The 21,310-nt window shown below is 63.9% G+C and carries 28 protein-coding genes; 21 read left to right on the forward strand and 7 right to left on the reverse strand.

The genetic code is table 11. From position 1 onward, the window contains the following. Window positions 1–4: 4 nt before the first annotated feature. A complete protein-coding gene (locus tag IG122_RS19055; protein ID WP_193187501.1) occupies window positions 5–922 on the forward strand; it encodes a DMT family transporter in 918 nt (305 codons plus the stop codon). Here the strand turns inward: IG122_RS19055 and IG122_RS19060 are convergent, their stop codons facing one another. The 3 genes from IG122_RS19060 to IG122_RS19070 all read right to left on the reverse strand — a co-directional run bounded on the left by IG122_RS19060 (window position 923) and on the right by IG122_RS19070 (window position 3,527). Then, window positions 923–2,344 carry an amidase gene (locus IG122_RS19060; protein ID WP_193187504.1) on the reverse strand — a complete coding sequence of 474 codons (1,422 nt, stop codon included), beginning with the start codon at window positions 2,342–2,344 and terminating at the stop codon, window positions 923–925. Between the two features lie 10 nt (window positions 2,345–2,354). Next, window positions 2,355–2,567, reverse strand: a complete 213-nt coding sequence (locus IG122_RS19065) for a hypothetical protein (protein ID WP_193187505.1) — start codon at window positions 2,565–2,567, stop codon at window positions 2,355–2,357. A gap of 129 nt (window positions 2,568–2,696) precedes the next feature. After that, window positions 2,697–3,527, reverse strand: coding sequence for a DMT family transporter (locus tag IG122_RS19070; protein ID WP_319024935.1), 831 nt, complete (start codon window positions 3,525–3,527; stop codon window positions 2,697–2,699). Between IG122_RS19070 and IG122_RS24155 the strand changes: the two genes are divergently transcribed. The 14 genes from IG122_RS24155 (at window position 3,499) to IG122_RS19135 (ending at window position 14,821) form a co-directional block, all read left to right on the forward strand. Then, window positions 3,499–3,759, forward strand: coding sequence for a hypothetical protein (locus tag IG122_RS24155; protein ID WP_226893807.1), 261 nt, complete (start codon window positions 3,499–3,501; stop codon window positions 3,757–3,759). The genes IG122_RS19070 and IG122_RS24155 overlap by 29 nt on opposite strands. Before the next feature lie 210 nt (window positions 3,760–3,969). Then, window positions 3,970–4,689 (forward strand): GntR family transcriptional regulator, encoded by a 720-nt coding sequence (locus IG122_RS19075; RefSeq protein ID WP_193187508.1) that lies wholly within the window; start codon window positions 3,970–3,972, stop codon window positions 4,687–4,689. 208 nt (window positions 4,690–4,897) lie between these two features. Then, window positions 4,898–6,331, forward strand: a complete 1,434-nt coding sequence (gene atpD, locus IG122_RS19080) for a F0F1 ATP synthase subunit beta (RefSeq protein WP_193187510.1) — start codon at window positions 4,898–4,900, stop codon at window positions 6,329–6,331. Next, window positions 6,328–6,765, forward strand: a complete 438-nt coding sequence (locus tag IG122_RS19085; protein WP_193187512.1) for a F0F1 ATP synthase subunit epsilon — start codon at window positions 6,328–6,330, stop codon at window positions 6,763–6,765. Before atpD ends, IG122_RS19085 begins: the two co-directional genes overlap by 4 nt. Further along, window positions 6,762–7,046 carry an AtpZ/AtpI family protein gene (locus IG122_RS19090; protein ID WP_193187514.1) on the forward strand — a complete coding sequence of 95 codons (285 nt, stop codon included), beginning with the start codon at window positions 6,762–6,764 and terminating at the stop codon, window positions 7,044–7,046. The genes IG122_RS19085 and IG122_RS19090 overlap by 4 nt, the downstream gene beginning before the upstream one ends. Continuing rightward, window positions 7,043–7,339: an N-ATPase subunit AtpR gene (locus IG122_RS19095; protein ID WP_193187516.1), complete on the forward strand. Its 297-nt coding sequence runs from the start codon at window positions 7,043–7,045 to the stop codon at window positions 7,337–7,339. Before IG122_RS19090 ends, IG122_RS19095 begins: the two co-directional genes overlap by 4 nt. After that, the gene (gene atpB / locus IG122_RS19100) at window positions 7,339–8,010 is read left to right on the forward strand and encodes a F0F1 ATP synthase subunit A (RefSeq protein WP_193187518.1); all 672 of its coding nucleotides are present in this window, start codon (window positions 7,339–7,341) and stop codon (window positions 8,008–8,010) included. Before IG122_RS19095 ends, atpB begins: the two co-directional genes overlap by 1 nt. Window positions 8,011–8,019: 9 nt before the next feature. Beyond that, a complete protein-coding gene (locus tag IG122_RS19105; RefSeq protein WP_319024936.1) occupies window positions 8,020–8,268 on the forward strand; it encodes a F0F1 ATP synthase subunit C in 249 nt (82 codons plus the stop codon). Further along, window positions 8,265–9,020, forward strand: a complete 756-nt coding sequence (locus IG122_RS19110; protein WP_193187520.1) for a F0F1 ATP synthase subunit B family protein — start codon at window positions 8,265–8,267, stop codon at window positions 9,018–9,020. Before IG122_RS19105 ends, IG122_RS19110 begins: the two co-directional genes overlap by 4 nt. After that, on the forward strand, window positions 9,004–10,542 hold the full coding sequence (locus tag IG122_RS19115) for a F0F1 ATP synthase subunit alpha (RefSeq protein ID WP_193187522.1): 1,539 nt from the start codon (window positions 9,004–9,006) through the stop codon (window positions 10,540–10,542). The genes IG122_RS19110 and IG122_RS19115 overlap by 17 nt, the downstream gene beginning before the upstream one ends. Next, window positions 10,539–11,420, forward strand: coding sequence for a F0F1 ATP synthase subunit gamma (locus IG122_RS19120; RefSeq protein WP_193187524.1), 882 nt, complete (start codon window positions 10,539–10,541; stop codon window positions 11,418–11,420). Before IG122_RS19115 ends, IG122_RS19120 begins: the two co-directional genes overlap by 4 nt. A gap of 69 nt (window positions 11,421–11,489) precedes the next feature. Continuing rightward, on the forward strand, window positions 11,490–13,319 hold the full coding sequence (locus tag IG122_RS19125) for a PHA/PHB synthase family protein (protein ID WP_193187526.1): 1,830 nt from the start codon (window positions 11,490–11,492) through the stop codon (window positions 13,317–13,319). A gap of 158 nt (window positions 13,320–13,477) precedes the next feature. Beyond that, the gene (locus IG122_RS19130) at window positions 13,478–14,281 is read left to right on the forward strand and encodes a 23S rRNA (adenine(2030)-N(6))-methyltransferase RlmJ (protein WP_193187528.1); all 804 of its coding nucleotides are present in this window, start codon (window positions 13,478–13,480) and stop codon (window positions 14,279–14,281) included. Between the two features lie 195 nt (window positions 14,282–14,476). After that, entirely contained in the window at window positions 14,477–14,821 is a 345-nt protein-coding gene (locus IG122_RS19135) for a hypothetical protein (RefSeq protein WP_193187530.1), read from the forward strand. A gap of 110 nt (window positions 14,822–14,931) precedes the next feature. Here IG122_RS19135 and IG122_RS19140 read toward each other — a convergent pair whose 3' ends face one another. The 4 genes from IG122_RS19140 to IG122_RS19155 all read right to left on the reverse strand — a co-directional run bounded on the left by IG122_RS19140 (window position 14,932) and on the right by IG122_RS19155 (window position 17,402). Beyond that, a complete protein-coding gene (locus IG122_RS19140; RefSeq protein ID WP_226893759.1) occupies window positions 14,932–16,038 on the reverse strand; it encodes a YeeE/YedE family protein in 1,107 nt (368 codons plus the stop codon). Between the two features lie 79 nt (window positions 16,039–16,117). Continuing rightward, window positions 16,118–16,465 (reverse strand): ArsR/SmtB family transcription factor, encoded by a 348-nt coding sequence (locus IG122_RS19145; RefSeq protein ID WP_193187534.1) that lies wholly within the window; start codon window positions 16,463–16,465, stop codon window positions 16,118–16,120. A 23-nt stretch (window positions 16,466–16,488) separates the two neighbouring features. Beyond that, window positions 16,489–17,004 (reverse strand): GlcG/HbpS family heme-binding protein, encoded by a 516-nt coding sequence (locus tag IG122_RS19150; RefSeq protein WP_226893760.1) that lies wholly within the window; start codon window positions 17,002–17,004, stop codon window positions 16,489–16,491. Continuing rightward, a complete protein-coding gene (locus IG122_RS19155) occupies window positions 17,001–17,402 on the reverse strand; it encodes a thioredoxin domain-containing protein (RefSeq protein WP_226893761.1) in 402 nt (133 codons plus the stop codon). Before IG122_RS19155 ends, IG122_RS19150 begins: the two co-directional genes overlap by 4 nt. A 117-nt stretch (window positions 17,403–17,519) precedes the next feature. On the opposite strand from IG122_RS19155, the gene IG122_RS19160 reads away from it, so the two are divergent. From IG122_RS19160 to soxA, 6 genes are all read left to right on the forward strand, one after another. Next, window positions 17,520–18,254, forward strand: a complete 735-nt coding sequence (locus IG122_RS19160; RefSeq protein ID WP_193187536.1) for a cytochrome c biogenesis CcdA family protein — start codon at window positions 17,520–17,522, stop codon at window positions 18,252–18,254. A gap of 12 nt (window positions 18,255–18,266) precedes the next feature. Then, a complete protein-coding gene (locus IG122_RS19165; RefSeq protein ID WP_193187538.1) occupies window positions 18,267–18,833 on the forward strand; it encodes a thioredoxin family protein in 567 nt (188 codons plus the stop codon). Between the two features lie 162 nt (window positions 18,834–18,995). Beyond that, window positions 18,996–19,454, forward strand: a complete 459-nt coding sequence (gene soxX / locus IG122_RS19170) for a sulfur oxidation c-type cytochrome SoxX (RefSeq protein ID WP_193187540.1) — start codon at window positions 18,996–18,998, stop codon at window positions 19,452–19,454. A 54-nt stretch (window positions 19,455–19,508) separates the two neighbouring features. Next, on the forward strand, window positions 19,509–19,931 hold the full coding sequence (gene soxY / locus IG122_RS19175; RefSeq protein ID WP_193187542.1) for a thiosulfate oxidation carrier protein SoxY: 423 nt from the start codon (window positions 19,509–19,511) through the stop codon (window positions 19,929–19,931). 18 nt (window positions 19,932–19,949) lie between these two features. Then, window positions 19,950–20,279 carry a thiosulfate oxidation carrier complex protein SoxZ gene (soxZ, locus tag IG122_RS19180; protein ID WP_193187544.1) on the forward strand — a complete coding sequence of 110 codons (330 nt, stop codon included), beginning with the start codon at window positions 19,950–19,952 and terminating at the stop codon, window positions 20,277–20,279. Between the two features lie 27 nt (window positions 20,280–20,306). Next, window positions 20,307–21,149, forward strand: coding sequence for a sulfur oxidation c-type cytochrome SoxA (gene soxA / locus IG122_RS19185; RefSeq protein ID WP_193187547.1), 843 nt, complete (start codon window positions 20,307–20,309; stop codon window positions 21,147–21,149). Window positions 21,150–21,310: the final 161 nt, after the last annotated feature.

The raw sequence follows: 21,310 nt of genomic DNA on the forward strand, positions 1-21,310 counted from the left end.
GGCGATGTCAACGGACCCCGCTCCAGCCTTGCCGGCGCGCATCGTCAACCCGGATGCGCGCACCGGCATTCTGCTGACTCTCGTCGGCCTGATCGTGTTTTCCATCCTGAATGGGGTGGTAAAGGCGCAGACCGAACTTTTCCCGGTCGTGCAGATCATGTTCTTCCGCAACGCTTTCGCGCTCCTGCCGCTTGCGCTCTTTATCGGCCTGACGGCGGGCTGGAAGTCTGTCCGGACCGAGCGCCCGGGGTTGCATGTGCTGCATGCGCTCTTGGTCAGCGGGGCGATCGGGTTCATTTTTCTCGGTTACAGCAGCCTGCCGCTGGCGGACGCGACGGCGATCAACTTCGCGGCGCCGCTGGTGGTCTGCGTGCTCTCGGTACCGCTTCTGAAAGAACCCGTCGGGCCGCTCAAGTGGTTCGCGGTGCTGATCGGTTTCGTCGGCGTGATGATCATGGTGAGGCCCGGCGGCGACGTGATCCGCGAGGGGGCGATCTACAGTTTCGCGGGCACGGTGATGAGTGCTTGCGGCCTGTTGCTGGCGCGCCATCTCAGCCGGTTCGACGCGACGACGACGATCGTCTTCCTCTTCATGGCGCTGTCATCGGCCATGATGCTGCCGCTGCTGTTCCTCTACTGGGTGACACCGACGCCGCTCCAGCTGGCGGGGCTGGTTGCCATGGGGGTCGCGTCCGGCGTCGCGCAATATATCACCACGCGCGCGCTGTTCCATGCATCCGCCGCGACGATCGCACCGCTGGGGTACACGAAGATGATCTGGGCGCTCCTGATCGGCTATTTCGCCTTCGGGGATTGGCCGGCGCCGGTGGTGCTTGCCGGCGCCGGCCTGGTGCTGCTCAGCACCTGGGTTGTCTTTCGAAAGGAAAGCGCTTCCTCCCGGCGCCGTCCCGCCGAGCAGTGATCACTCGGCGGCGAGCGCTCCTGCCGCGGTGAGCGGCGGACGCCGGCTGCGCCAGTCGCTCGCCTGCTCGTAGGCGGCCCCGACACGGAACACCATGGCCTCGTCGAACGGCTTGCCGACCACCTGGAGGGAGATCGGCAGACCGTCGGTGGTGAAGCCGCAGCAGACGGACATGGCCGGACTGCCGGTGACGTTGAACGGCACCGTCATGTATCCCGAAAGCGCCAGCGGATCGTTCGGCTGTGCGTCGAAGCGACCGGCCGGGAGCGAGGTGCAGGGGGCGATGACAGCATCGTATTTGCCGAACATCTCGGCATTGAACTGCATGGTCATCTCCCGGCGCATGCGCAGGGCCTCGACATAGTCGGAGCCGCGCACGAAGGCGCCCGCCATCAGCCGCTCGCGGGTCGGGCGGCCATAGAGTTCCGGCCGTTCCATCAGATCCTTCTCGTGGATCGCATAGCATTCGGAGAGGATGATCATGCGGCCGCAGGCGTGGAAGAGCTCGTGCGACGGCAGGGTGACGCTCTCGACCGTCGCGCCCTCGGCACGGAGCGTATCGAGCGCCTCCGTGAGCGCCGCGCGGACTTCCGGATTGGTGTGCTCGTCCTCGTCGAGCCAGTTGGCGACATAGGCAATCTTGAGGCCTTTCGCGCCATCCTTCAGGCCGGCTGTGTAGTCGGAAAGCGGTACGTCCGCCGATGCCGGGTCGAGCGGGTCGAAGCCCGCCATGGCCTGCAGCGCGATCGCCGAATCCTCGACGCTCCAGCTGAGCGGACCGCAATGGTCCATGGTGAAGGAGAGCGGGAAGACGCCGCGGCGGCTGACCCGGCCGTAGGTCGGCTTGATGCCGACCGTGCCGCAATAGGCCGCCGGGCCCCGGATCGATCCGCCGGTGTCGGAGCCGAGCGCCATCCGCGTCATGCCGGCGGCGACGGCCGCGCCGGACCCGGAGGAGGACCCGCCCGGCACATGCTCGACGTTCCAGGGATTGCGGGCCGGCGGAAACAGCGTCTCCTCGCTCGGACCGCCGGTGGCGAATTCGATGGTCGCGCATTTCCCGAGCAGCACCGCGCCGCCATCCAGCAGCCTCTGCACCGAATGGGCGTTCGCTTCCGGGATCACGTCCGGGCGCAGCTTCGACTGGCAGGAGGTCAGGATCCCGGCCGTATCGTAGATGTCCTTAGCGCCGAACGGGATACCGTGCATCGGGCCGAGGTCGGTCCCGGACTTTAGCTCCTCCTCGGCTTTCTTCGCGCGGTCCAGTGCCAGTTCGGCGGTCACCGTGTTGAAGGCCTTCAGGGTGCCGTTGAGCTCGGAGATCCGGTCCAGAGCATCCCGGGTCGCCTCGACCGGCGAGAGGGAGCGGTCGCGATAGGCCTTGCCCAGTTCGGCGATGGAAAGTTCCTTGATGTCGGACATGTCGGCGCTCCTAACGGGTTTCGATCGCGCGGGTGATCGTGTCGAGGAAAAAGGCGTTGGACGGTTCCAGCGTGGCCGGCCGGGGCCGGTTGCGGACCATCTCCGACCATTTCAGGACATTCCTGTAGGTGCCGAGCATGGTTTCCTCGCGATCTGCGGGGATCGTGAGGCCGGATCGCGCGATGATCGCGTCGTATTGCTGCTTGATGCTTGCGTCGTCCATTGGTGAAGCCCATCCCTGTTTGTTCTTTCGGGAAAGATTACCAAGACTCATTATTGGATACAATCAGGGTTTTGTGTTTGATTTGGATGCAAATTGGATGTGAATCGGAACGAAAGGGAAGGTCGTCGCCTATGCCTTGTTGCTGGCGGCCCGCTTTTCCGCGCGCACCGTGTAGAGCGAGGTGGCGATGATCAGGGTGGCGCCGGCTGCAGTCGCCAGGTCAGGCGTTTCGCCGAAGATGAGGAAGCCGATCAGGGCGGCGAAAACCAGCCTCGTATAGTCCATCGGCGCCACTGCCGAGGCCTCGCCTTCCTTGAAGCCCTGGATATTGGCGAGCTGGCCGAACACGGACAGCACCCCTATCGCCGCCATCACCAGCCATTCCCTGGGGCTCGGGGTGACCCAGTACATGATTGTCGGCGGAACCATGAGAACGCCGACGAGAATGGCCTGATAGCTGAGGATCGTCACGGAGCGGTCGAATTGCGAGACCTTGCGGATGATGACCATCACAGCGGCCGCAGATGCCGCGCCGGCGACGGCGAAGAGGGAATAGAGATTGAGCCCGTCGGGGCCGGGTTGAACCATCACGAGCACGCCGGCAAAGCCGATCAGGACGGCGAACCAGCGCCGCGGTCCGGCGACCTCCCTGAGCAGGATCAGTGCGAAGATCGTCACGAACAGGCTCTTTGCGAAGCCGAGCGCCGTGGCTTCGGCGAGCGGGAGATGCACGACCGCCGTGAAGCCGCAGGTCATGGCGATGAGCGCGAACAGCACGCGGGTGAGGTGCAGGGGCAGGTGGTTGGTCTTCAGAATGTCCGGAAATCCGGCGATCAGGACCGGCATGACCGTGAAGGTCATCACGATCTGGCGGAAGAGCAGGATCTGGACGACCGGGATTGTATCACCGATCGACTTGATGAGCGCGGTCATGACGGTGAAGAAGAGTCCGGCGATCACGACCCATATCGCACCTCGCGCATTGCCCGGAAGGGCCAGGAAGGGAGCGGTGACCGGCTTCAGGATGTTGTCGGAAAAAGATGATAACCTATTGAGGTATAATAAGTTAATTGACGGGTTCCGCATTCTGAAGTCGGACGGTTTTTCGGGTTCGCTGACCAATGCGGCGGATCCTTGCTGGCGATGGCCGATGCAGATTGCGCGGGCGCGCGCAAATGGCCGTTCGGTCTGAATTACAAGATTGGATCCAATATTTGCAGAAATGTCATCCGACTGTCTACCTTCCGCGTAGGGGGTGTGTTATGGTGCTCTTCGCGAACCGAGATTTCGGCGCGACGGGAGAGACGCTACCGGCCGGCAGGAGATATGTCGGCCTCGAAGTACAAAGAATGCAAAGGCATGGCGTCTGTTGGCCGAGCCTGAAATGAATGGGGTGATGATTATGTCAACGCGTGGTCAATCGGTCGTTCGCGCCTTGCGGGACAAGGTGCTGGACGGCGAGTACGCGCCGGGCGCGCGGCTCAACGAGATCGAAATATCCAATTCGCTGAATGTATCCCGGACGCCCGTGCGCGCCGCTCTGGCGATCCTCGCGACCGAGGGACTGCTGGATTACGTTCCGAACAGCGGCTACGTGGTCCGCTGCTACTCGGTTCAGGATATCGAGGGCGTCTACGCGGCGCGCTCCGTCCTGGAAGGCCTGGCGGCGCGGACTGTTGCGGAGAAGGGGATCTCGGACCGGGTCCGCGGCCTTCTCCACAAGAATCTCGCCGAGACCGAGGTCCTGCTGGACGAAACCGATTGGAGCGACAGGCTCCGGGACGAATGGGGGCGGCTGAACGAGGAGTTCCACGAGGCGATCTTCGCCGACGCGGGGAACCGCCATCTGAGCGAACTGATCAGCAAGTCCCGGTCCATACCGCTCCTGAAAGGTGTGAAGTTCCGCTGGCACGATCTCGACACGCTGGCCACGTCCTGCTCCGACCATGCGGAACTCTTCGATGCCATCGCCAACGGTCAGGGTACCCGGGCCGAACATCTGGCGCGCGAGCACGTCTATCAGGCGGGGCGCCGTCTGGTCGCCAACTGGCGCCGGGCCGGAGCCGACGGGACCTCGGCGGCCGCACGCCGGCCGGTCCGCAAGGTTTCCCGCGCGGCCTGATTTTCATGTCATAAATGCCGTGCCGATGCCAATCGGCACGGTAGATCGGCAGCTTCCCTCCCTCTTTTGATGCCGGGTTTTGACCCACATCAATTACGCGCCGCGCCTCGTCGCACTATTTTGGCACTATGTCGTCCTTCCGATTTCCCTGACGTGTCGGGGCGGGTGGTGTCGCGCTATGATGTGCAGCGGCGAGAGGGTCTGAAGCATGTCACTTTCCGGGAGCGGTACGAAAGAGAGTGCGGGGACGGTTGTGGCCGCGCACGGCTCGGTCGTCGACATCCGCTTTTCCCCAGGCGATCTTCCCGCCATCGGCGAGGCCGTCGATATCCTTCCGGAGGGCGCACCGCGGATCGTTGCCGAGATTCAGCTCCATGCCGACGAGACGACCGTTCGTGCCGTCGCCCTGGCGTCGACCGCGGGGTTGAGGCGCGGCACCCCGGCAAGGGCGACCGGCGATCCGGTGCGGGTACCGGTCGGCGAGGCCGTGCTCGGCCGGTTGCTGAATGCCGTGGGTGATCCGATGGACGACCAGCCCGCGTTCACGGAGGATGTGCCGAGAAAGCCGATCCACGGCGCCGCGCCCACGCTCGCGGAGCAGAGCGGCAAGCTCTCGATATTCCATACCGGGATCAAGGTCATCGACCTGCTGGCGCCGCTGGTGAAAGGTGGCAAGGCCGCGATGTTCGGCGGAGCCGGGGTCGGCAAGACTGTACTGATCATGGAACTCATCCGGACCACAAAAGAACATCATTCCGGGATCTCCGTCTTCGCCGGAATAGGCGAGCGCTCGCGCGAGGGGCACGAACTGATGCTCGAACTCCGGGGATCCGGCGTCATGGAACGGACGGCGCTGATTTTCGGTCAGATGAACGAGTGTCCCGGCGCACGCTGGCGAGCGGGACTCTCGGCCCTTGCGATCGCGGAACATTTCCGCGACGAGGCACATGACAATGTCCTCCTGCTGGTCGACAACGTGTATCGCCTGGTCCAGGCTGGAGGCGAGATTTCCGGTCTGCTTGGCCGCATTCCGTCGCAGGTTGGATACCAGCCGACGTTGAGCAGCGAGATCGCGGAATTCGAGGAACGCATCGCCTCGGTCCCCGGCGCTGCGATCACGTCAATTCAGGCCGTCTACGTTCCGGCGGACGATTTCACCGACCCGGCCGTCGCCGAGATCTTTACCCATCTGGACTCCTCGATCGTGCTGTCCCGCGACATGGCGAGCGAGGGGCTCTATCCCGCCATCGATCCGCTTGCCTCGTCTTCGAGCCTGCTTGACCCGCGGATCGTCGGCGCGGAGCACTACAGGACGGCGCAGGACGTCCGCAAGGCGATCACCCATTACCGGGATCTCCAGCGGATCATAGCCATCCTCGGGATCGAGGAACTGAGCGCGTCCGACCGGCTGGTCGTCGCCCGTGCGCGCCGGCTGGTCCGCTTCCTCACCCAGCCTTTCATGGTCACCACTGCCTTTACCGGAAAACCCGGGCGGACCGTTGAGCTGGAGGCGACACTCGCCGGGTGCCGGGCCATTCTCGCGGGCGAGACCGACGACTGGGCCGAATCCTCGCTCTACATGGTCGGGGATCTGGATGAGGCCCGTGAGCGCGAGACCGCGGCAGAGGCGGTGGCGCGATGAAACTCGTCGTCTCGACCCCACTGTCGGTGGTTGTGGAAGCGGACCATGTCGCGCATTTGCGGGCCGAGGACGAAACCGGTGCATTCGGCATCCTGCCCGGCCATGCGGACTTCCTCACCGCGCTCACGATCTCCGTCGTGACCTGGCGCGACGGCAGTGATGTCGAGCATTGTGTGGCGGTGCGCGGCGGCATGCTGGAAATGCGGGACGGAAACAGGATCTCGATCGCGACGCGCGAGGCGATCGCACATGAGGACTTGGATCTGCTCGAAACCGAGGTGCTGGAAAACTTCCGCCGTCACGTCGCCGACGAACGGGCATCTCGCTTGGACGCGCACCGCCTCTATCTCGCCGCAATTCATCAGATCCAGACGGCACTGCGACCCGGCCCTCCCGGTTTCGGACGCCAAGACCTGCCAGGGCCCGACCGATGAGCCGCGCCGACGATCCGGATCACAAGCTCGCAGAGGCAGCCCGGACCCGTCGTAAGAGACGTGAGATCTGGGAACGCGAAGGAGAGCGCTCCATCGCACGGAATCTGGCGATGATCGGTGCGCTCGGCTGGACCATTGTGGTGCCGACGCTGCTCGGTCTCTTCATCGGCAGGTGGCTCGATAGCGCGTTTGCCTCGGGGCTCTTCTGGACTTTGGGACTTCTTGTCCTGGGACTTGCCCTCGGCTGCCGGCTCGCCTGGACAAGGATGCATCACGAATGAACATGCTGACGCCGGAACTTCTCGGAACCATCGCCGTTGCCGCGGTCGCGGGTGTCGCTGCCGGCCTTGCCTATTTCCGTGCCCTGGCACGGACCACCAGCGCCCTGACCGGCAGCGGAAGCCCGGCCGTCTATGTCGGGATGACCCTCCTGCGTCTCGGCGGGATCGCCGTCTTTCTTGTTGTTCTGGTCCAGTTCGGTGCGCTGGCCCTGCTTGCCGGCTTCGGCGGCTTTCTGTTCGCGCGCATGCTGTCCACCAGAAACCCGCCGGACAGCGACGGGGAGGACCGCTGATGGACGCCTCGCCGCTTACCAGCACGCCTCTGTTCCAGCTCGGACCGGTGCCGATCTCGCGCCCGGTGGTCACGACCTGGGCGATCATGGCGGTGCTGGTCTCGGTCTCCTGGCTGCTGACGCGTCCCCGTTCGCGCTGGCATGACCGCGCGCTCTTCGTGATCGAGACCGTGGTCATCGGGATCCTGAACCAGATCAGGGACGTGGTCGGGGACAATGCCCGTGCCCTGCTGCCGCTGCTGGGCACGCTGTTTCTGTTCATCGTGGCCGCGAACCTGTCCGGTATCCTGCCGGGTGTCGAGGGGCCGACGGCAAAGATCGAAACGCCGGCGGCGCTCGCCGTGGCGGTGTTCTTCTCCGTGCATTATTTCGGCATCCGCGCCCGCGGTCTGCTCGGCTATCTCGCGACCTTCGCCAAACCGAAACTGATCATGCTGCCGCTCAACCTCGTCTCGGAGGTGACCCGGACCCTCTCGCTGATGGTCCGGCTGTTCGGCAACGTCATGAGCGGCGAGTTCATGATCGGACTTGTCGTCGCGCTCGCCGGGCTTTTCGTGCCCATCCCCGTCATGGCTCTGGAGATCCTGATCGGACTGATCCAAGCCTACATTTTCACCATTCTGGCCGCCGTCTTCATCGGTGCCGCAATGGACCCACGCCAGGAAATCTAAGGAGGTATCGTGGACCCCAAGATCATCAGCATCATCGCCGCCGCGATCGCCGTCTCGTTCGGTGCCATCGGGCCTGCGCTGGCGGAAGGCCGCGCGGTTGCCGCGGCCCTCGACGCGATTGCGCGGCAACCTGAATCGGCAGGCACGATCTCGCGAACGCTGTTCGTCGGTCTGGCCATGATCGAGACCATGGCGATCTACTGCCTGGTCATTGCCCTCCTGCTGCTCTTCGCCAATCCCTATACCGTCACGCCATGACCCTCGACTGGTGGACCTTCGGGCTGCAGACCGTCAATTTCGCGATTCTGGTCTGGCTGCTGCAACGGTTTCTCTACAAGCCGGTGCTGCGCATGGTCGACGCGCGCCGCGCGGAGATGGAGAAAGTCCGGGCCTCCGCGCAGGAAGACCGGGAGAAGGCCCGCGCCGAACGCGAACGGGTCGCCACGGAACATGCGCAAATCGAGGCGGAACGCAGAAAGACCATCGCGGACGCCCGTGCCGAAGCCGAGGCATTGGCGACCGAAAAGATTGACCAGGCCGACAAGGAAGCCACTGAGATCCGGGAGAAGGCGCGCACCTCTCTCGCCGCCGAGCGGAAGGCCGCGGAAACCGACATCCGCCGGGCGGCACTCGATCTCGGCACCGACATCGCGCGCCGCCTGATCGAAGAGCTGCCGGTCGAATCCCGGACCGAAGCCTGGATCGGACATATCGAACAGCATCTGGCGGAACTCACGGAAGCGCAGCGCAGCGCGCTGCTGCAGGGGATGGACGGCACGAGCGCGCTTCGGGTCGTCGCGGCCGCCCCGTTCCCGGAAAGCGTCGCGCAGCACTGGCGCGAGCGGCTGCAGACGGCGCTCGGTCACGAGTTGCGGATCGATTTCGCGCATGACCCGGATCTCGTTGCGGGCGTCGAACTGCATTTCCCTACTGCGGTCCTGCATTTCTCGTGGCGCAGCACCCTGGAGGCCATCCGGGCGGAGATCGAGGACGATGCCGAAACTCGCTGACGATCTCCGCCGCTGGACAGAGTCGAGCCGGAAACGCATCGACAGCGTGGTGATGACGCCGTGGGAGGAACAGGTCGGCCGCGTACTGCATACCGGGGACGGGGTTGCCACTGTCTCGGGGCTTCCGGAGGCACGGCTGGACGAGCTTCTGGTCTTCGAGAGCGGTGCCCGCGGAATGGTGGTCGGCCTCGGCGAGACCGATATCGGCTGCATGATGCTGAGCGACCCGAAAGGGATCGTCGCCGGGGAAACCGTCCGCGGCACGACCGAGGTCGCCAGGGTTCCCGTCGGGGACGAACTGCTCGGCCGCGTGGTCGATCCCATCGGCATGCCCCTGGATGGCGGCGAAGTCCCGGCCTGCCGGGACTTCGCCCCGATCGAAAATCCGGCACCCGCCATCTATGACAGGGCGCTGATCGAGCGCCCGCTGGCAACGGGTGTGCTCGTGGTGGATGCAATGATCCCAATCGGCCGGGGGCAGCGCGAACTCATTATCGGCGACCGGGGAACCGGCAAGACCGCGCTTGCCGTCGATACGATCATCAACCAGCGCTCCAGCGACGTGATTTGCGTCTATGCCGCGGTCGGCCAGAAGGCCTCCTCCGTTGCGCGGGTGATCGAGTCCGTCCGGCATTCCGGCGCGCCGGAGCGCTGCATCTTCGTGGTCGGCGAGGCGGACGCGTTGCCGGGTCTGCAATGGTTGACGCCTTATGCGGCCTGCACGATGGCGGAGCATTTCACGGCACGCGGACGGGACGTCCTGCTTGTCATCGACGATCTGAGCAAACACGCCGCCGTCTATCGCGAGGTGTCGCTGCTGCTCCGCCGCCCGCCGGGACGTGAGGCCTTTCCCGGCGACATCTTCTACATCCACTCGCGCCTGCTGGAACGCGCCGCGCGGCTGTCGCCGGAACGTGGCGGCGGATCCCTGACGGCCCTGCCGATCGCCGAGACGCAGGCGGGTAATATCAGCGCCTTCATTCCGACCAACCTGATCTCGATCACCGACGGGCAGATCTATCTCGATCCGACCCTGTTCAACGAGGACCAGAAGCCGGCGGTGGATGTCGGCCGCAGCGTCTCGCGCGTGGGAGGCAAGACGCAGGCTCCGGCGCTCAAGGCGCTCGCAGGTAGCCTCAAGCTCGAATATGCGCAGTTCCTCGAGCTCGAGGTCTTCACCCGGTTCGGAACCATGGTGGACGAGCGGACGCGGAAAAAGATCGAGCATGGCCGCCGCATCCGGGCGGTACTGGCACAGAACCAGTTTTCCCCGCTGAGCCTCGGCGAGCAGACCGCCCTGCTGGCGGCTCTTTCCGGGCGTCAGCTCGACGACGTACCGCTGGACCGCATTGCGGAGTTCCGCGCAGCGCTCCCCCGCTGGCTCGCCGAACATGCACCCGAGATTGCCGACCTCGATGACAGGGCCCCGCCGATCACCGACGAGAAACTCGGACAATTGCGGCAAGTCTTGGCAGAACTCGCGGACACCTTCGCCGCACCGGATCCGGAGGCAACGGAATGAGCCGGGTCGCGGAGATCGAAGTCGGCATCAAGGGAACGTCGGAGCTGCAGAACATCATCCAGGCGATGCGCTCTCTTGCCGGGATGCGTCTGCGTGATGCGCAGCAGAGCGTTCCGGGTATCCGGAGCTATGCCTCGATCATTGCCGACGGCATCGCGGACACGCTTATCATGACCGCCGATGCGCCGGCCGGCAGAGGCGGCAATCATGGCAGCGGGCCGACCGCTATCGTGGTCTGCGCGTCGGAACACGGGTTTGTCGGAGGGTTCAACGACCGGATCGTCGAAGCGGTCCTCAAGTCCCTGAAGCCGGACGACCGCCTGTTTGTCCTCGGGTCGCGCGGCACCGCCCTGTTCGAGGAACACGGTCATCCGACGTCCTGGAGCGGCCCGATGGCGACCCGGCCGGCTGCGGTGTCGAGTTCCGTGAATGAGCTCGCAAGGGAACTGTTCCTGCGCATCGCGCGCGGCGAGATCCGCCGTATCGACGCGGTCTTTTCCGTCAGTCGTCCGGGCGGTGAGATGACGATCCGGCACACGCCTCTGCTTCCTCTTGATCCGAGCGTCTGGAAAACGCGGCGTCCGCGGCAGGCGCCGTTGCACAACATGGGCCCGCGCGATCTTCTGGAACAGCTGACGGAGGAATATGTCGTCGCGCTCCTGACGGAAGCCGCGGTCGAGTCGATCGCGGCGGAGAATGCCGCCCGTCTGGCAGCGACCGAGGCCGCCGACCACAACATCTCCCGGATGCTCTCGCGATTGCGCCAGGATGCGCGTCAGGCCCGCCAGTCGGAAATCACCACGGAAATCGTCGAACTCGTCACCGGCGCCGCCGTGGCCGAGGAAGGATCGAGAGAGCGGCGACATCACCCGACCTGACAAGGATCAAGGCGAAACCCGGGCGGATCACCCATATAGGAAATTCAGGAAGACCACGGAGCCATCGAGATGACTGAGCCACGCCAGTCGAAACTTCCCGCGAAGACAGCCCCCGTCGTGCTGGCGGAGGAGCCGGCGCATCCGCTTCCGGGGGCGCCGGATAAATCCGTTTCCGAGCCGCCGGAACCGCTCTGGGGCGGTGTCGCCGGCCCCGTCATCGATCGTCAGGTTCACGCGGCAATCGCCCGCATGACCGGCGGTCTCTCGCCGGCCTCCTTCGCCGCGGCCTGGGGGGATTGGGCGATGCATCTGGCGATCTCTCCCGGCAAGCAGTCGGAGCTCGTTCAGAAAGGCGTCCGCAAGGCGGTCCGCATCTGGCTCCACGCCCTCGACTGCGCCTGCGGCCGCGGAGACGGCCCCTGTATCGAGCCCTTGCCGCAGGACCGCCGCTTCTCCGACGAAGCCTGGCAGAAATGGCCGTTTGCCGGCATCTACCAGTCCTTTCTGCTGAACCAGCAATGGTGGCACAACGCCACGACCGACGTGCCGGGCGTCTCGCCGCATCACGAGCAGGTCCTGCAATTCGCCAGCCGCCAACTGCTGGATACCGTCGCGCCGACGAACTTTCTCTGGACCAACCCGGTCCTGCTCGCCGAGACGATGCGCCGGGGCGGAAGGAACCTCCACGAAGGAGCGTCGAATTTCATCGAGGATTGGGAGCGCGCGGTTGCCGGAAAGCCTCCGGTCGGTGCAGAGAATTTCCGGCCCGGACAGGAGGTTGCGATCACGCCGGGCGACGTCGTCTGGCGGAACGAACTGATCGAGCTCATCCGCTATCGCCCGACGACCGGCAAGGTCCATCCCGAGCCGGTGCTGATCGTGCCAGCCTGGATCATGAAGTATTACATCCTCGATCTCTCTCCCGAGAATTCCATGATCAGATACCTGGTCGGGCAGGGACACACCGTTTTCGCGATCTCCTGGCGCAATCCGGACGAGCGGCACAGCAATTTCGGGCTCGACGACTATCTGAGATTCGGCATTTTCGAGGTGCTGGACGCGATCGAGCGGATCTGCCCGGACCGGAAGGTCCACGCCACGGGCTACTGCCTCGGCGGCACGCTCCTTGCCATGGCGGCCGCTGCAATGGCGCGGGATCAAGACGACCGCCTTGCCTCCATGAGCCTGCTCGCGGCGCAGGTCGATTTCACCGAGGCCGGGGAGCTCACCCTCTTTATCGACGAGAGCCAGGTGCGGTTCCTCGAGGATATCATGTGGGAACAAGGCTACCTGGACGCACGGCAGATGGCGGGAGCATTCCAGCTGTTGCGCTCGAACGACCTGATCTGGTCGCGTCTGCTGCATGAATACATGATGGGCGAACGGGAGCCGCTGACCGACCTGATGGCCTGGAACGCGGACGCCACGCGCATGCCCTTCCGGATGCATTCGGAATATTTGCGCGGGCTCTTCCTCGACAATGACCTGGCACAGGGCCGGTTCAAGGTCGACGGACGGCTGGTCAACCTCGCGGATATCCGGGTCCCGATCTTCGCGGTCGGCACCGAGAAGGATCACGTCGCGCCATGGCATTCGGTCTACAAGATCACCACGCATCCGGCGACCGACGTCACCTTTCTCCTGACCAACGGTGGTCACAATGCGGGGATCGTCAGCGAACCGGGCCATAAGCATCGGCATTACAGGATGAGCACCAAGGCAAGCGGCGACCCCTATGTCGACCCTGACACCTGGGCGGAGACCGCGGAGGTGCGGGAGGGCTCCTGGTGGCCGGCTTGGCATGAGTGGCTGGCGGACCGTTCGGGCCGCCCGGTCGCTCCGCCGCGGTCGGGCAAGGCGCTCTGCGCCGCACCCGGAACCTACGTGCTGCAAAGGTGAGGCGGGCGCGTTTTCTGGCAGATCCTCGCCAGTAGCCTTTTCGGTCGCCGGGAGCAAACCCTGCCGGCGCGATGAGGCATCCGAACGGCTTGACCAATGCCGGCTGAGCCGTTTTCTGTTGCCTGGAAATCGTTTCGGTTCAGTTTGGAGCACAGCCGATGCTGTCCTATCAGCACGGGTACCACGCGGGCTGCCTCGCGGATGTCCACAAGCACGGCGCTCTCGCAGCACTCCTGACGCATCTTGGGGAAAAACCGAAGCCGCTGAGCTATCTGGAAACCCATGCCGGCCGCGCGGCCTACGACCTTTCCGCGCCGGAGGCGGAAAAGACCGGAGAGGCCAAGGCCGGCATCCTGCGGCTGATGGCCGAAGGGGCAATTCCGCCGGACCAGCCGCTGGCGAAGGCGATGCGGATGACCGAGCAGCAGTTTGGCCCGGGATTCTACCCCGGCTCCCCGCTGATTGCCGCACAGCTGCTGCGGCCGGACGACGTGCTGCACCTGATGGAGATGCATCCGGAGGAGCACACGGCGCTGAAACGCGCCATGAGGCGGCACAAGGCTCATATCCATCGCCGCGACGGCTACGAGGGCGTTCTTGCGATTTCCCCGCCGGCGCCCCGCCGTGGCCTGGTGCTGATCGATCCGAGTTACGAGGTCAAGAGCGAGTATCTCCGCGCCGCCGAATTCATCATCGCTCTGCATGGCAAATGGCCCGAGGCCGCCATCATGCTCTGGTACCCGATCCTGCAGGCCGGTCTGCACGAGGCCATGGCAGAGCGGCTCGCCTCATCGGATCTGCCGGACCTGGTCCGCCGCGAGGTCCGTTTCCGGCTCGACCCGGGTGCCCCGGGCATGCGCGGCAGCGGGCTGATCCTCGTCAATACTCCCTGGGGAGTAGGAGGGGCGCTCGACGCCGCCGAGCGCATGCTGGACCCGGTCCGTGTCACATCCGTGGCGTGATCGGGCAACTCTTGTCGCAAGCGGTCCCGGAGATGTGCTGAAGCACGGTTAAAGTATGCAAAGGTTGCAGATCGCGCCCAGGCCGCCATGCATTCATCGCTCTGGCGTCCATTTGTCCTCCGGAGCATTTCTAGAAAACCTGTACCGCATCGGCTCCCGGTCGGTCTCTGCCAACGAGCCGTGGTGTTTCTTGAAATGTCTTCTCTCATCACCGAGCTCGCAGTCGGAAACGGTCTCGTGCTGCTGTCCGCGATCGTGCTTCCGCTCGTTGCGCGCAAGACCCGCGGCGACTCGCGCGTGTGGCACTCGGAAACCGTTTCCACCCTCTGGGCCCTGTTTCTCACGGGGGCCTTGGGCCTCGCGGTGATCCAGCTCCTGGCCGCCGTTGGCGCATTCTCCGGCATCCTCCGTTACGGCTATGTCGGCGCCGAGATTGCGGCCTGTGCCGTGACGTTCAGAATGTCCTGGATGTTTTTCGGACCGGGCGTGGCGGCGCGAGGCAAGTTCCGCTTCCCGGGCGGCCCTGTGGCGCATCACTGACCTTGCGTCCGAGCCGGGCTGCCCAGCCGAAAGGAATCGATATCGGGGACCGCTCTTCGGGGCGGTCCTTGTGTTTTCAGAGTGCTTCAACGGGATGCGAGTGGGGGCGCTCAATCCGGTCGCCGCTTCCTGCCGAACAGGTGTGGCACGGCAGCGAAGAAGGTGAGCACAAGCTCGAGCGGCCGGCGTCCCTCGACCAGATAGCGCAGGCCGAGTACGGCGCCGAGGACGATCGAAAGCAGGGTGACCGGCGCGCTCAGGGCGAGGACCGAAAATGCGGAAATGCCCTGTCCGACGGAGCAGCCGAGAGCGATCACGCCACCGACCCCCATCAAGGCAGCGCCGAAGATCTGCCGTCTGAGCTCGCCCGGATCGTCGCAGGCTTCCCAGCGGAATTGATGGCGGAATCTGGCACCGATCCAGGCGCCCGAAACGACCCCGAGGACGGAACCGACGGAAAAGCCGCCGAGATCTCCGTTTGCCCCCATCATCTGCAGCAGAAGTTCACCCAACGGCATTGTGAAGCTGTGGGACTCGACCGGGATCGGATCGAAGCCGTTCTGCGCCACATAGGTGGTTCCGAGCCAGGCCGCCGCGCAGGACAAACCGATCAGGACCGACCAGAGAACGGCGGAACGGTTGCGGATGAAATGCGGGTCGGTGAGCGCCGGCGCGATCAGCAAGACGGCGGCGGCAAGCGAGACATAGAGCGCGGGAATCCCCGTCAGCTCCTCGAGCTGTGCCGCGATGGAGCTGTCCGCCAAATGGGTGATGTGGGTGCGGGGGAAGAGCATGGTCCGGAGCTCGGCGAGCGGGCCGACGGCCGCCATGTAGGCAGCGATGCCGATCGTCAGCACGATCAGGACCGAACGGATGTCGCCGCCGCCGACCCGGGCCAGGGCCCCGAAACCGCAATTCCCGGCAAGTGCCATGCCGATACCGAACATCAGTCCGCCGACAGCGGACGCGGAGAGGCTGAATTCGAACCGCAGGTAGACCGTCCCCTCGACAGCGGCGAGTCCGAAGGTAGTAAGCAGCGCGGTTGCGGCGACGGCGGTTCCGATCGCCATCGGCCACATCATGATCCGGTCGCGGTTGCCGCCATAAAGCGCATCCTCGATCGCGCCGAGGGTGCAGAAACGCGGAATGCGGGAGGCTAGACCCAGCACGATGCCGCTGGCAAAGCCAACCAGGGTCACCGCGAGCGTTTCAGACATGCCGAACATGGCCGGAGTGTGCAGCAGGTCCGGGGGCCTGTCGACCCGAGCTTTTGTCCGCCATTCTGTATTGCCCGGCTCAGGCGGTCCGGGTGTCGTCCTTGCAGAACAGCTCGTAGAGAAGCTCGAGAATCCGGACCGCGCGATCGTCTTTCAGGCTGTAATAGATCGCCTTGCCTTCGCGCCGGTGGTTGACCAGGCCCTCGAGACGCAGCCGCGCGAGCTGCTGCGATACGGCGGCCTGGCGCGAGGACAGGAGTTCCTCAAGCTCGGTGACAGACTTTTCTCCCGATGCCAGCTGGCACAGGATCAGGAGTCGACCCTCATGCGCCAGCGCCTTCATGAATTCCGTCGCACGGGTCGCGTTTTCGACCATCACATCGAATTCCGCGTCGGTGACGTTTTCATCCAGAACGGGTAGGGCCATGTTCGACTCCAGTCGGGTGCGCGCTAGAAATCTAGGAAGTCCTGGATTTTATCAATAGCTTTTTGCGCACAATCGTGATCCAGGTCGGCGCCCGGCGCGCCGGAAATTCCAATCCCGCCGATGATATTGCCGGCCGCCTGAACAGGGATTCCGCCGCCGAGAACGAGGGCATTGGTGATGTCCGGGAGACCGGCCATCACCGGGCTTTCCTTCACCAGAGTGCCGAGATCGATCGTGGCGGTCCGGAAGCTGACAGCTGTCCAGGCCTTGCGCGTCGCGGTATCGACCGTGTGGGCGCCGGCGAAGCGGTCCCGCAGGACCACCTGGGTCAGGCCGGACCGGTCGACCACGGTCACGGCGACCTGATAGCCGGCTTCACGGCAGATCTCGAGCGCGTGTTTCGCGAGATCGAGCGCGACTTCCGGCTTCATGGATTCGGTGCTGAAGATGGCTTCGGCGTTTTGTGCCTTCGCGGACTGCGGTGAGGCGAACGCCAGCATTCCGCCGATTGCCGCGGCGGCGACCAGTTTGAGTTTCATGAGCCTTTTCCTCCCTTATTATCCGTCCCGCTCGGGGTCCGGTTGAGCAGTTGGGCAAGCAGGGGCCAGAAGAAATGCTCGCCCGGATAGCCTTCGATGCGTCCCGCCTCCTGGCCGTCGACCAGCAGGATGAAGGTCGGCGTGAAATGAACCTGACCGCGGATCGTGATGTCGTCGGGCCAGTCTGCGAACAGGTCCTGGCGGCGCAGCGGCGCGCGCTTGCCCTCATCTGTCTTGTCGTAGATCGCGCCGATCTCCCTGTTCCAGGCGGCGCACCATTCGCACCCCGCCTGTTCGACCATCAGCAGCTGGGTTTCCGCGCGCGCCGCACCGGTCGTGAGGGCTGCAACCAGCAAAAGCGGAAAGACGATTGTCTTCCACAAACTTCCGGCGAACATTCTCTTGCTTTGTTCAGTTTGGCGATGGAACATAATAACAAATTCTAATGTGAGAATATGACGGTCGCAAGGCCGCTTGGGGAAACGTTCCGTGCAGTATACCGAAATGGGCTCGAAATGGGATTCGATATAGGGGTGGGCGGCGCTTTCGCCGCAGGTCTCGCGTCCTTTCTGACGCCCTGCATATTGCCGATCGTCCCGTTCTACCTCTGCTACATGGCAGGGGTGTCGATGAACGAGATCACGGACGGCGAAAGCGATGGCGCGGCGCGGCGCAAGGTCGTGCTCTCCGCGGTCCTGTTCTCGGCCGGCGTGATCACCGTCTTTGTTGGTCTCGGGGCGAGCGCTTCGGTCTTCGGCCAGCAATTGCGCGAATATTTCGACATCCTGCGTTACGCCGCGGCGGTCGTGATCGGCCTGATGGGCCTGCATTTCCTCGGCATTCTCAAGATTCCGCTGCTCTACCGCCAGGCCCGTATGGATGTCGCAGCCCCGGTCGGAGTGATCGGTCCCTATCTCGTGGGGCTCGCCTTCGCTTTCGGCTGGACGCCCTGTGTCGGCCCTGTACTGGCGATGATCCTTTTCAGCGCCAGTGCGGCCGAGACTGTCGGTGACGGCGTGATCCTGTTGCTTGGCTACGGGCTCGGCATGACACTGCCGTTCATTGTCGCCGCCGCATTTTTCGGGACGTTCATGAACTGGATGAAATCGATCCGGCGCTATCTCGGCGCGGTCGAGAAGGGGATCGGCGCGACGCTTCTGGTTTTTGCGGTGCTGATCGGAACCAACACCGTCGGTATCATCGCGCAATGGATGCTCGACACGTTCCCGTCTTTCGGGACCATCGGTTAGGGAGGTGAAGTGATGAGGCACTTGGTCTTTGGATTGGTCGCGGTCCTCCTGCTTGGCCAGGCGGCGCTGGCGGAAGTCGGTGAGGACGGTCTGCACAAGAAGGAATGGTTCACGGTCACCTTCAAGGATGTCGCGGAGGATATCCGCGACGCGGAGAAGCAGGGCAAACGGCTGGCGATGATTTTCGAGCAGCGCGGTTGCATCTACTGCAAACGGCTGCACGAGGGGCCGCTCTCGAACCCCGATATCGCGAACTTCATCAAGTCGAACTTCGTCGTCGTGCAATACAACCTGTTCGGGGACGAAGAGGTCACCGATTTCGACGGCACTGCACTGCCGGAGAAGGAAATGGCGAAGCGCTGGGGTGTGGTGTTCACGCCGACCATTCTCTTCATGCCGGAACAGGTTCCCGAGGGGGATAATGCCGGCCGGGCCGCGGTGGCGACCATGCCGGGCGCCTTCGGCAACGGCACCACGCTCGACATGTTCACCTGGGTGAAGGAAAAGGGCTACCAGAGCGACGAGCATTTCCAGAAATATCACGCGCGCCGGATCCAGGAACGGCAGAAGACCCAGTAATATGTGGTCTGAGGCGGCCGGAACCGGTCACGTGTTTGTATCGCAACAACAAATTCATATCTTTGAATTTGTTGTTGCGTTTGGGCCGGTTTTCCGGTCTTCTGAAGCGAACGGTCAGCATCAGAGCTGCACCGGCAAAAGAAAGTGGGAGGAGAATCGGTGATGAGAATTGTTGTCACCACCGCTCTGGCTCTGCTCATTGGCGTCTCGGGCGCCCATGCGGGAGCCATGAAGCCCGGCGAGGTCAAGATTGTCGACGGGGTCGTCACAACGCCCCTTACCGACCAGCCCGGCGATCCGCAAAAGGGTCGCCAGTGGTTCCTCGGGCGCAAGCTCGGAAACTGCCTGGCCTGTCATGTCAACGCGGACATGGCGAAGGAGCCCTATCATGGTGAGGTCGGGCCGGCGCTCGACGGTGTGGCCGACCGGTGGAAGCCGGAAGAGCTCCGGGCGATCCTGGTGAATTCCAAAGAAGCGCTGTCGCCGGATACGATCATGCCGAGCTTCTATCGCGACACCGGCTTCAATCGCGTCGCCGAGAAGTTTGCCGGCAAGACGATCCTGACGGCCCAGCAGGTCGAGGATGTCATCGCTTATCTCACGACCCTGAAGGAAAAGTGACCGCAGGCGGGAAACGCCAGCGGACATGGCTATTACCAAACGGAGGAATCCAAAATGCAGATGACAAGGCGTGACCTGTTCGCGCTTGCGGCCGGTCTGGCCGCCGCCGGTCTGATCAGTCTCCCGGCTGATGCGAGCACTGATGCGGTCGAAGCGGCGATCAAGGAATTCGCCGGCGGCATGCCCGAGACGGGCGGTGTCGAGATCGGCGCACCGGAGATCGCTGAAAACGGCAACACCGTTCCGATCGAAGTCTTCGCCGACGGCGCGACCTCGATCATGCTCCTCGCTGCGGGCAACCCGAACCCGGGCGTCGGTACGTTCCACTTCACCGAGATGTGCGCCGAGAGCCGCGCTTCCACGCGAATCCGCCTGGCCAAGACCCAGGACGTGGTCGCTGTAGCGAAGATGGCGGACGGGTCGACCAAGATGGCCCGGCGCGAAGTCAAGGTGACGATCGGCGGCTGCGGCGGCTGAGGCTTAGGAGATCAAGAAATGGCTAAGATTAAACCCCGCGTAAAAGTGCCGAAGAAGGCCAAGGCCGGCGAAGCGATCGTGATCAAGACGCTGATCAGCCACCCGATGGAATCCGGTCAGCGCAAGGACAGCAAGACCGGCAAGCTGATCCCGCGCAAGATCATCAACAAGTTCGTCGCGACATATAACGGCAAGGAAGCGTTCTCCATGGACCTGCTGCCGGCCATTGCCGCGAACCCTTATATCGAGTTCTCGGTCAAGCTGTCGGAGTCGGGAACCATGCGGTTCGAATGGACCGACGATGACGGCTCCGTCTACGACATCGAGAACAAGATCACCGTCGCTTGAACGAATGGTGACAAAGGGGAGGAAGATATGAGGAAACTCTTGGCACTGGGGCTGGTCGGCCTCCTCGCGGTCGGCGCTCAGAGCGTCATGGCCGACGAGAACGCCGAACTGGTCATAGACGGCAAGACCTTCGTCACCAAGCTGAAGGCGCCTGCCGACTCGCCCTTTGACGAGATCCTGTCCGGCTGGCGCTTCCGCACCGACGAGACCCAGGCCCTGCAGCTCGATGATTTCGAGAATCCGGCCATGATCTCCGCTCAGTACGGCGAGGAGCTCTGGAGCACGGCAGACGGTGCGGACGGCAAGTCCTGCGCCGACTGTCACGGCGATGCGTCCGAAAGCATGAAGGGGATCCGCGCCCAGATGCCGAAATGGCACGAGGGCAAGAAGACCCTCTTCACGCTTGAGGATCACATCAACTGGTCCCGCGAAGAGCACCAGAAAGCCAAGCCGTGGAAGTGGGAAAGCCAGGAGATGGTGGCGATGACCGCCTATATCGGCCTGCAGTCCCGCGGCATGCCCGTCAATGTGAAGACCGACGGGCCGGCACATGAATGGTGGGAAAAGGGCAAGGAGCTTTACTATACCCGCGTCGGGCAGCTCGATATGTCCTGTGCCCATTGCCACGAAAACAACTACGGCAACATGGTCCGGGCCGACCATCTCAGCCAGGGTCAGATCAACGGTTTTCCGGTCTACCGTCTGAAATGGCAGGGCATGGGCTCGATCCATCGCCGCTTCAAGGGCTGCATGGATAACATCCGCGCCACGCCGTACAAGCGCGGCTCGGACGAGTTCACCGCCCTCGAATTGTATCTCGCATCGCGCGGCCAGGGCCTCTCGGTCGAAACGCCGGCGCTGCGTAACTAAGCAAGCCGTGATCGTGCCCGGGAGGATTTCGATCCCGGGCACGGCCGGCACCTGACAGTTCTTTTTCACTCCGGTTCGCCGAGGCGGAAAATGGCCGCGGACGGGAGAGCTTTGTCCCGAACCCGGGATCTGTTTCCCGGGACGTTTGAAGGAGCCAGTAG

It is taken from the genome of Nisaea sediminum (assembly GCF_014904705.1).
In the GTDB taxonomy this organism is placed as follows: domain Bacteria; phylum Pseudomonadota; class Alphaproteobacteria; order Thalassobaculales; family Thalassobaculaceae; genus Nisaea; species Nisaea sediminum.

Bases quoted from the DNA above. Each gene is read 5' to 3' on its own strand.
- IG122_RS19060 (WP_193187504.1), bottom strand. From the start codon at position 2,344: ATGTCCGACATCAAGGAACTTTCCATCGCCGAACTGGGCAAGGCCTAT.
- soxZ (WP_193187544.1), top strand. From the start codon at position 19,950: ATGGCTAAGATTAAACCCCGCGTAAAAGTGCCGAAGAAGGCCAAGGCC.
- IG122_RS19110 (WP_193187520.1), top strand. From the start codon at position 8,265: ATGACCCTCGACTGGTGGACCTTCGGGCTGCAGACCGTCAATTTCGCG.
- IG122_RS19055 (WP_193187501.1), top strand. From the start codon at position 5: ATGTCAACGGACCCCGCTCCAGCCTTGCCGGCGCGCATCGTCAACCCG.
- soxY (WP_193187542.1), top strand. From the start codon at position 19,509: ATGCAGATGACAAGGCGTGACCTGTTCGCGCTTGCGGCCGGTCTGGCC.
- atpB (WP_193187518.1), top strand. From the start codon at position 7,339: ATGGACGCCTCGCCGCTTACCAGCACGCCTCTGTTCCAGCTCGGACCG.
- atpD (WP_193187510.1), top strand. From the start codon at position 4,898: ATGTCACTTTCCGGGAGCGGTACGAAAGAGAGTGCGGGGACGGTTGTG.
- IG122_RS19115 (WP_193187522.1), top strand. From the start codon at position 9,004: ATGCCGAAACTCGCTGACGATCTCCGCCGCTGGACAGAGTCGAGCCGG.
- IG122_RS19065 (WP_193187505.1), bottom strand. From the start codon at position 2,567: ATGGACGACGCAAGCATCAAGCAGCAATACGACGCGATCATCGCGCGA.
- IG122_RS19140 (WP_226893759.1), bottom strand. From the start codon at position 16,038: ATGTCTGAAACGCTCGCGGTGACCCTGGTTGGCTTTGCCAGCGGCATC.
- IG122_RS19150 (WP_226893760.1), bottom strand. From the start codon at position 17,004: ATGAAACTCAAACTGGTCGCCGCCGCGGCAATCGGCGGAATGCTGGCG.
- IG122_RS19120 (WP_193187524.1), top strand. From the start codon at position 10,539: ATGAGCCGGGTCGCGGAGATCGAAGTCGGCATCAAGGGAACGTCGGAG.
- IG122_RS19130 (WP_193187528.1), top strand. From the start codon at position 13,478: ATGCTGTCCTATCAGCACGGGTACCACGCGGGCTGCCTCGCGGATGTC.
- IG122_RS19090 (WP_193187514.1), top strand. From the start codon at position 6,762: ATGAGCCGCGCCGACGATCCGGATCACAAGCTCGCAGAGGCAGCCCGG.
- IG122_RS19155 (WP_226893761.1), bottom strand. From the start codon at position 17,402: ATGTTCGCCGGAAGTTTGTGGAAGACAATCGTCTTTCCGCTTTTGCTG.
- soxX (WP_193187540.1), top strand. From the start codon at position 18,996: ATGAGAATTGTTGTCACCACCGCTCTGGCTCTGCTCATTGGCGTCTCG.
- IG122_RS19085 (WP_193187512.1), top strand. From the start codon at position 6,328: ATGAAACTCGTCGTCTCGACCCCACTGTCGGTGGTTGTGGAAGCGGAC.
- soxA (WP_193187547.1), top strand. From the start codon at position 20,307: ATGAGGAAACTCTTGGCACTGGGGCTGGTCGGCCTCCTCGCGGTCGGC.
- IG122_RS19125 (WP_193187526.1), top strand. From the start codon at position 11,490: ATGACTGAGCCACGCCAGTCGAAACTTCCCGCGAAGACAGCCCCCGTC.
- IG122_RS19165 (WP_193187538.1), top strand. From the start codon at position 18,267: ATGAGGCACTTGGTCTTTGGATTGGTCGCGGTCCTCCTGCTTGGCCAG.
- IG122_RS19160 (WP_193187536.1), top strand. From the start codon at position 17,520: ATGGGATTCGATATAGGGGTGGGCGGCGCTTTCGCCGCAGGTCTCGCG.
- IG122_RS19095 (WP_193187516.1), top strand. From the start codon at position 7,043: ATGAACATGCTGACGCCGGAACTTCTCGGAACCATCGCCGTTGCCGCG.
- IG122_RS19145 (WP_193187534.1), bottom strand. From the start codon at position 16,465: ATGGCCCTACCCGTTCTGGATGAAAACGTCACCGACGCGGAATTCGAT.
- IG122_RS24155 (WP_226893807.1), top strand. From the start codon at position 3,499: ATGACGGTGAAGAAGAGTCCGGCGATCACGACCCATATCGCACCTCGC.
- IG122_RS19075 (WP_193187508.1), top strand. From the start codon at position 3,970: ATGTCAACGCGTGGTCAATCGGTCGTTCGCGCCTTGCGGGACAAGGTG.
- IG122_RS19135 (WP_193187530.1), top strand. From the start codon at position 14,477: ATGTCTTCTCTCATCACCGAGCTCGCAGTCGGAAACGGTCTCGTGCTG.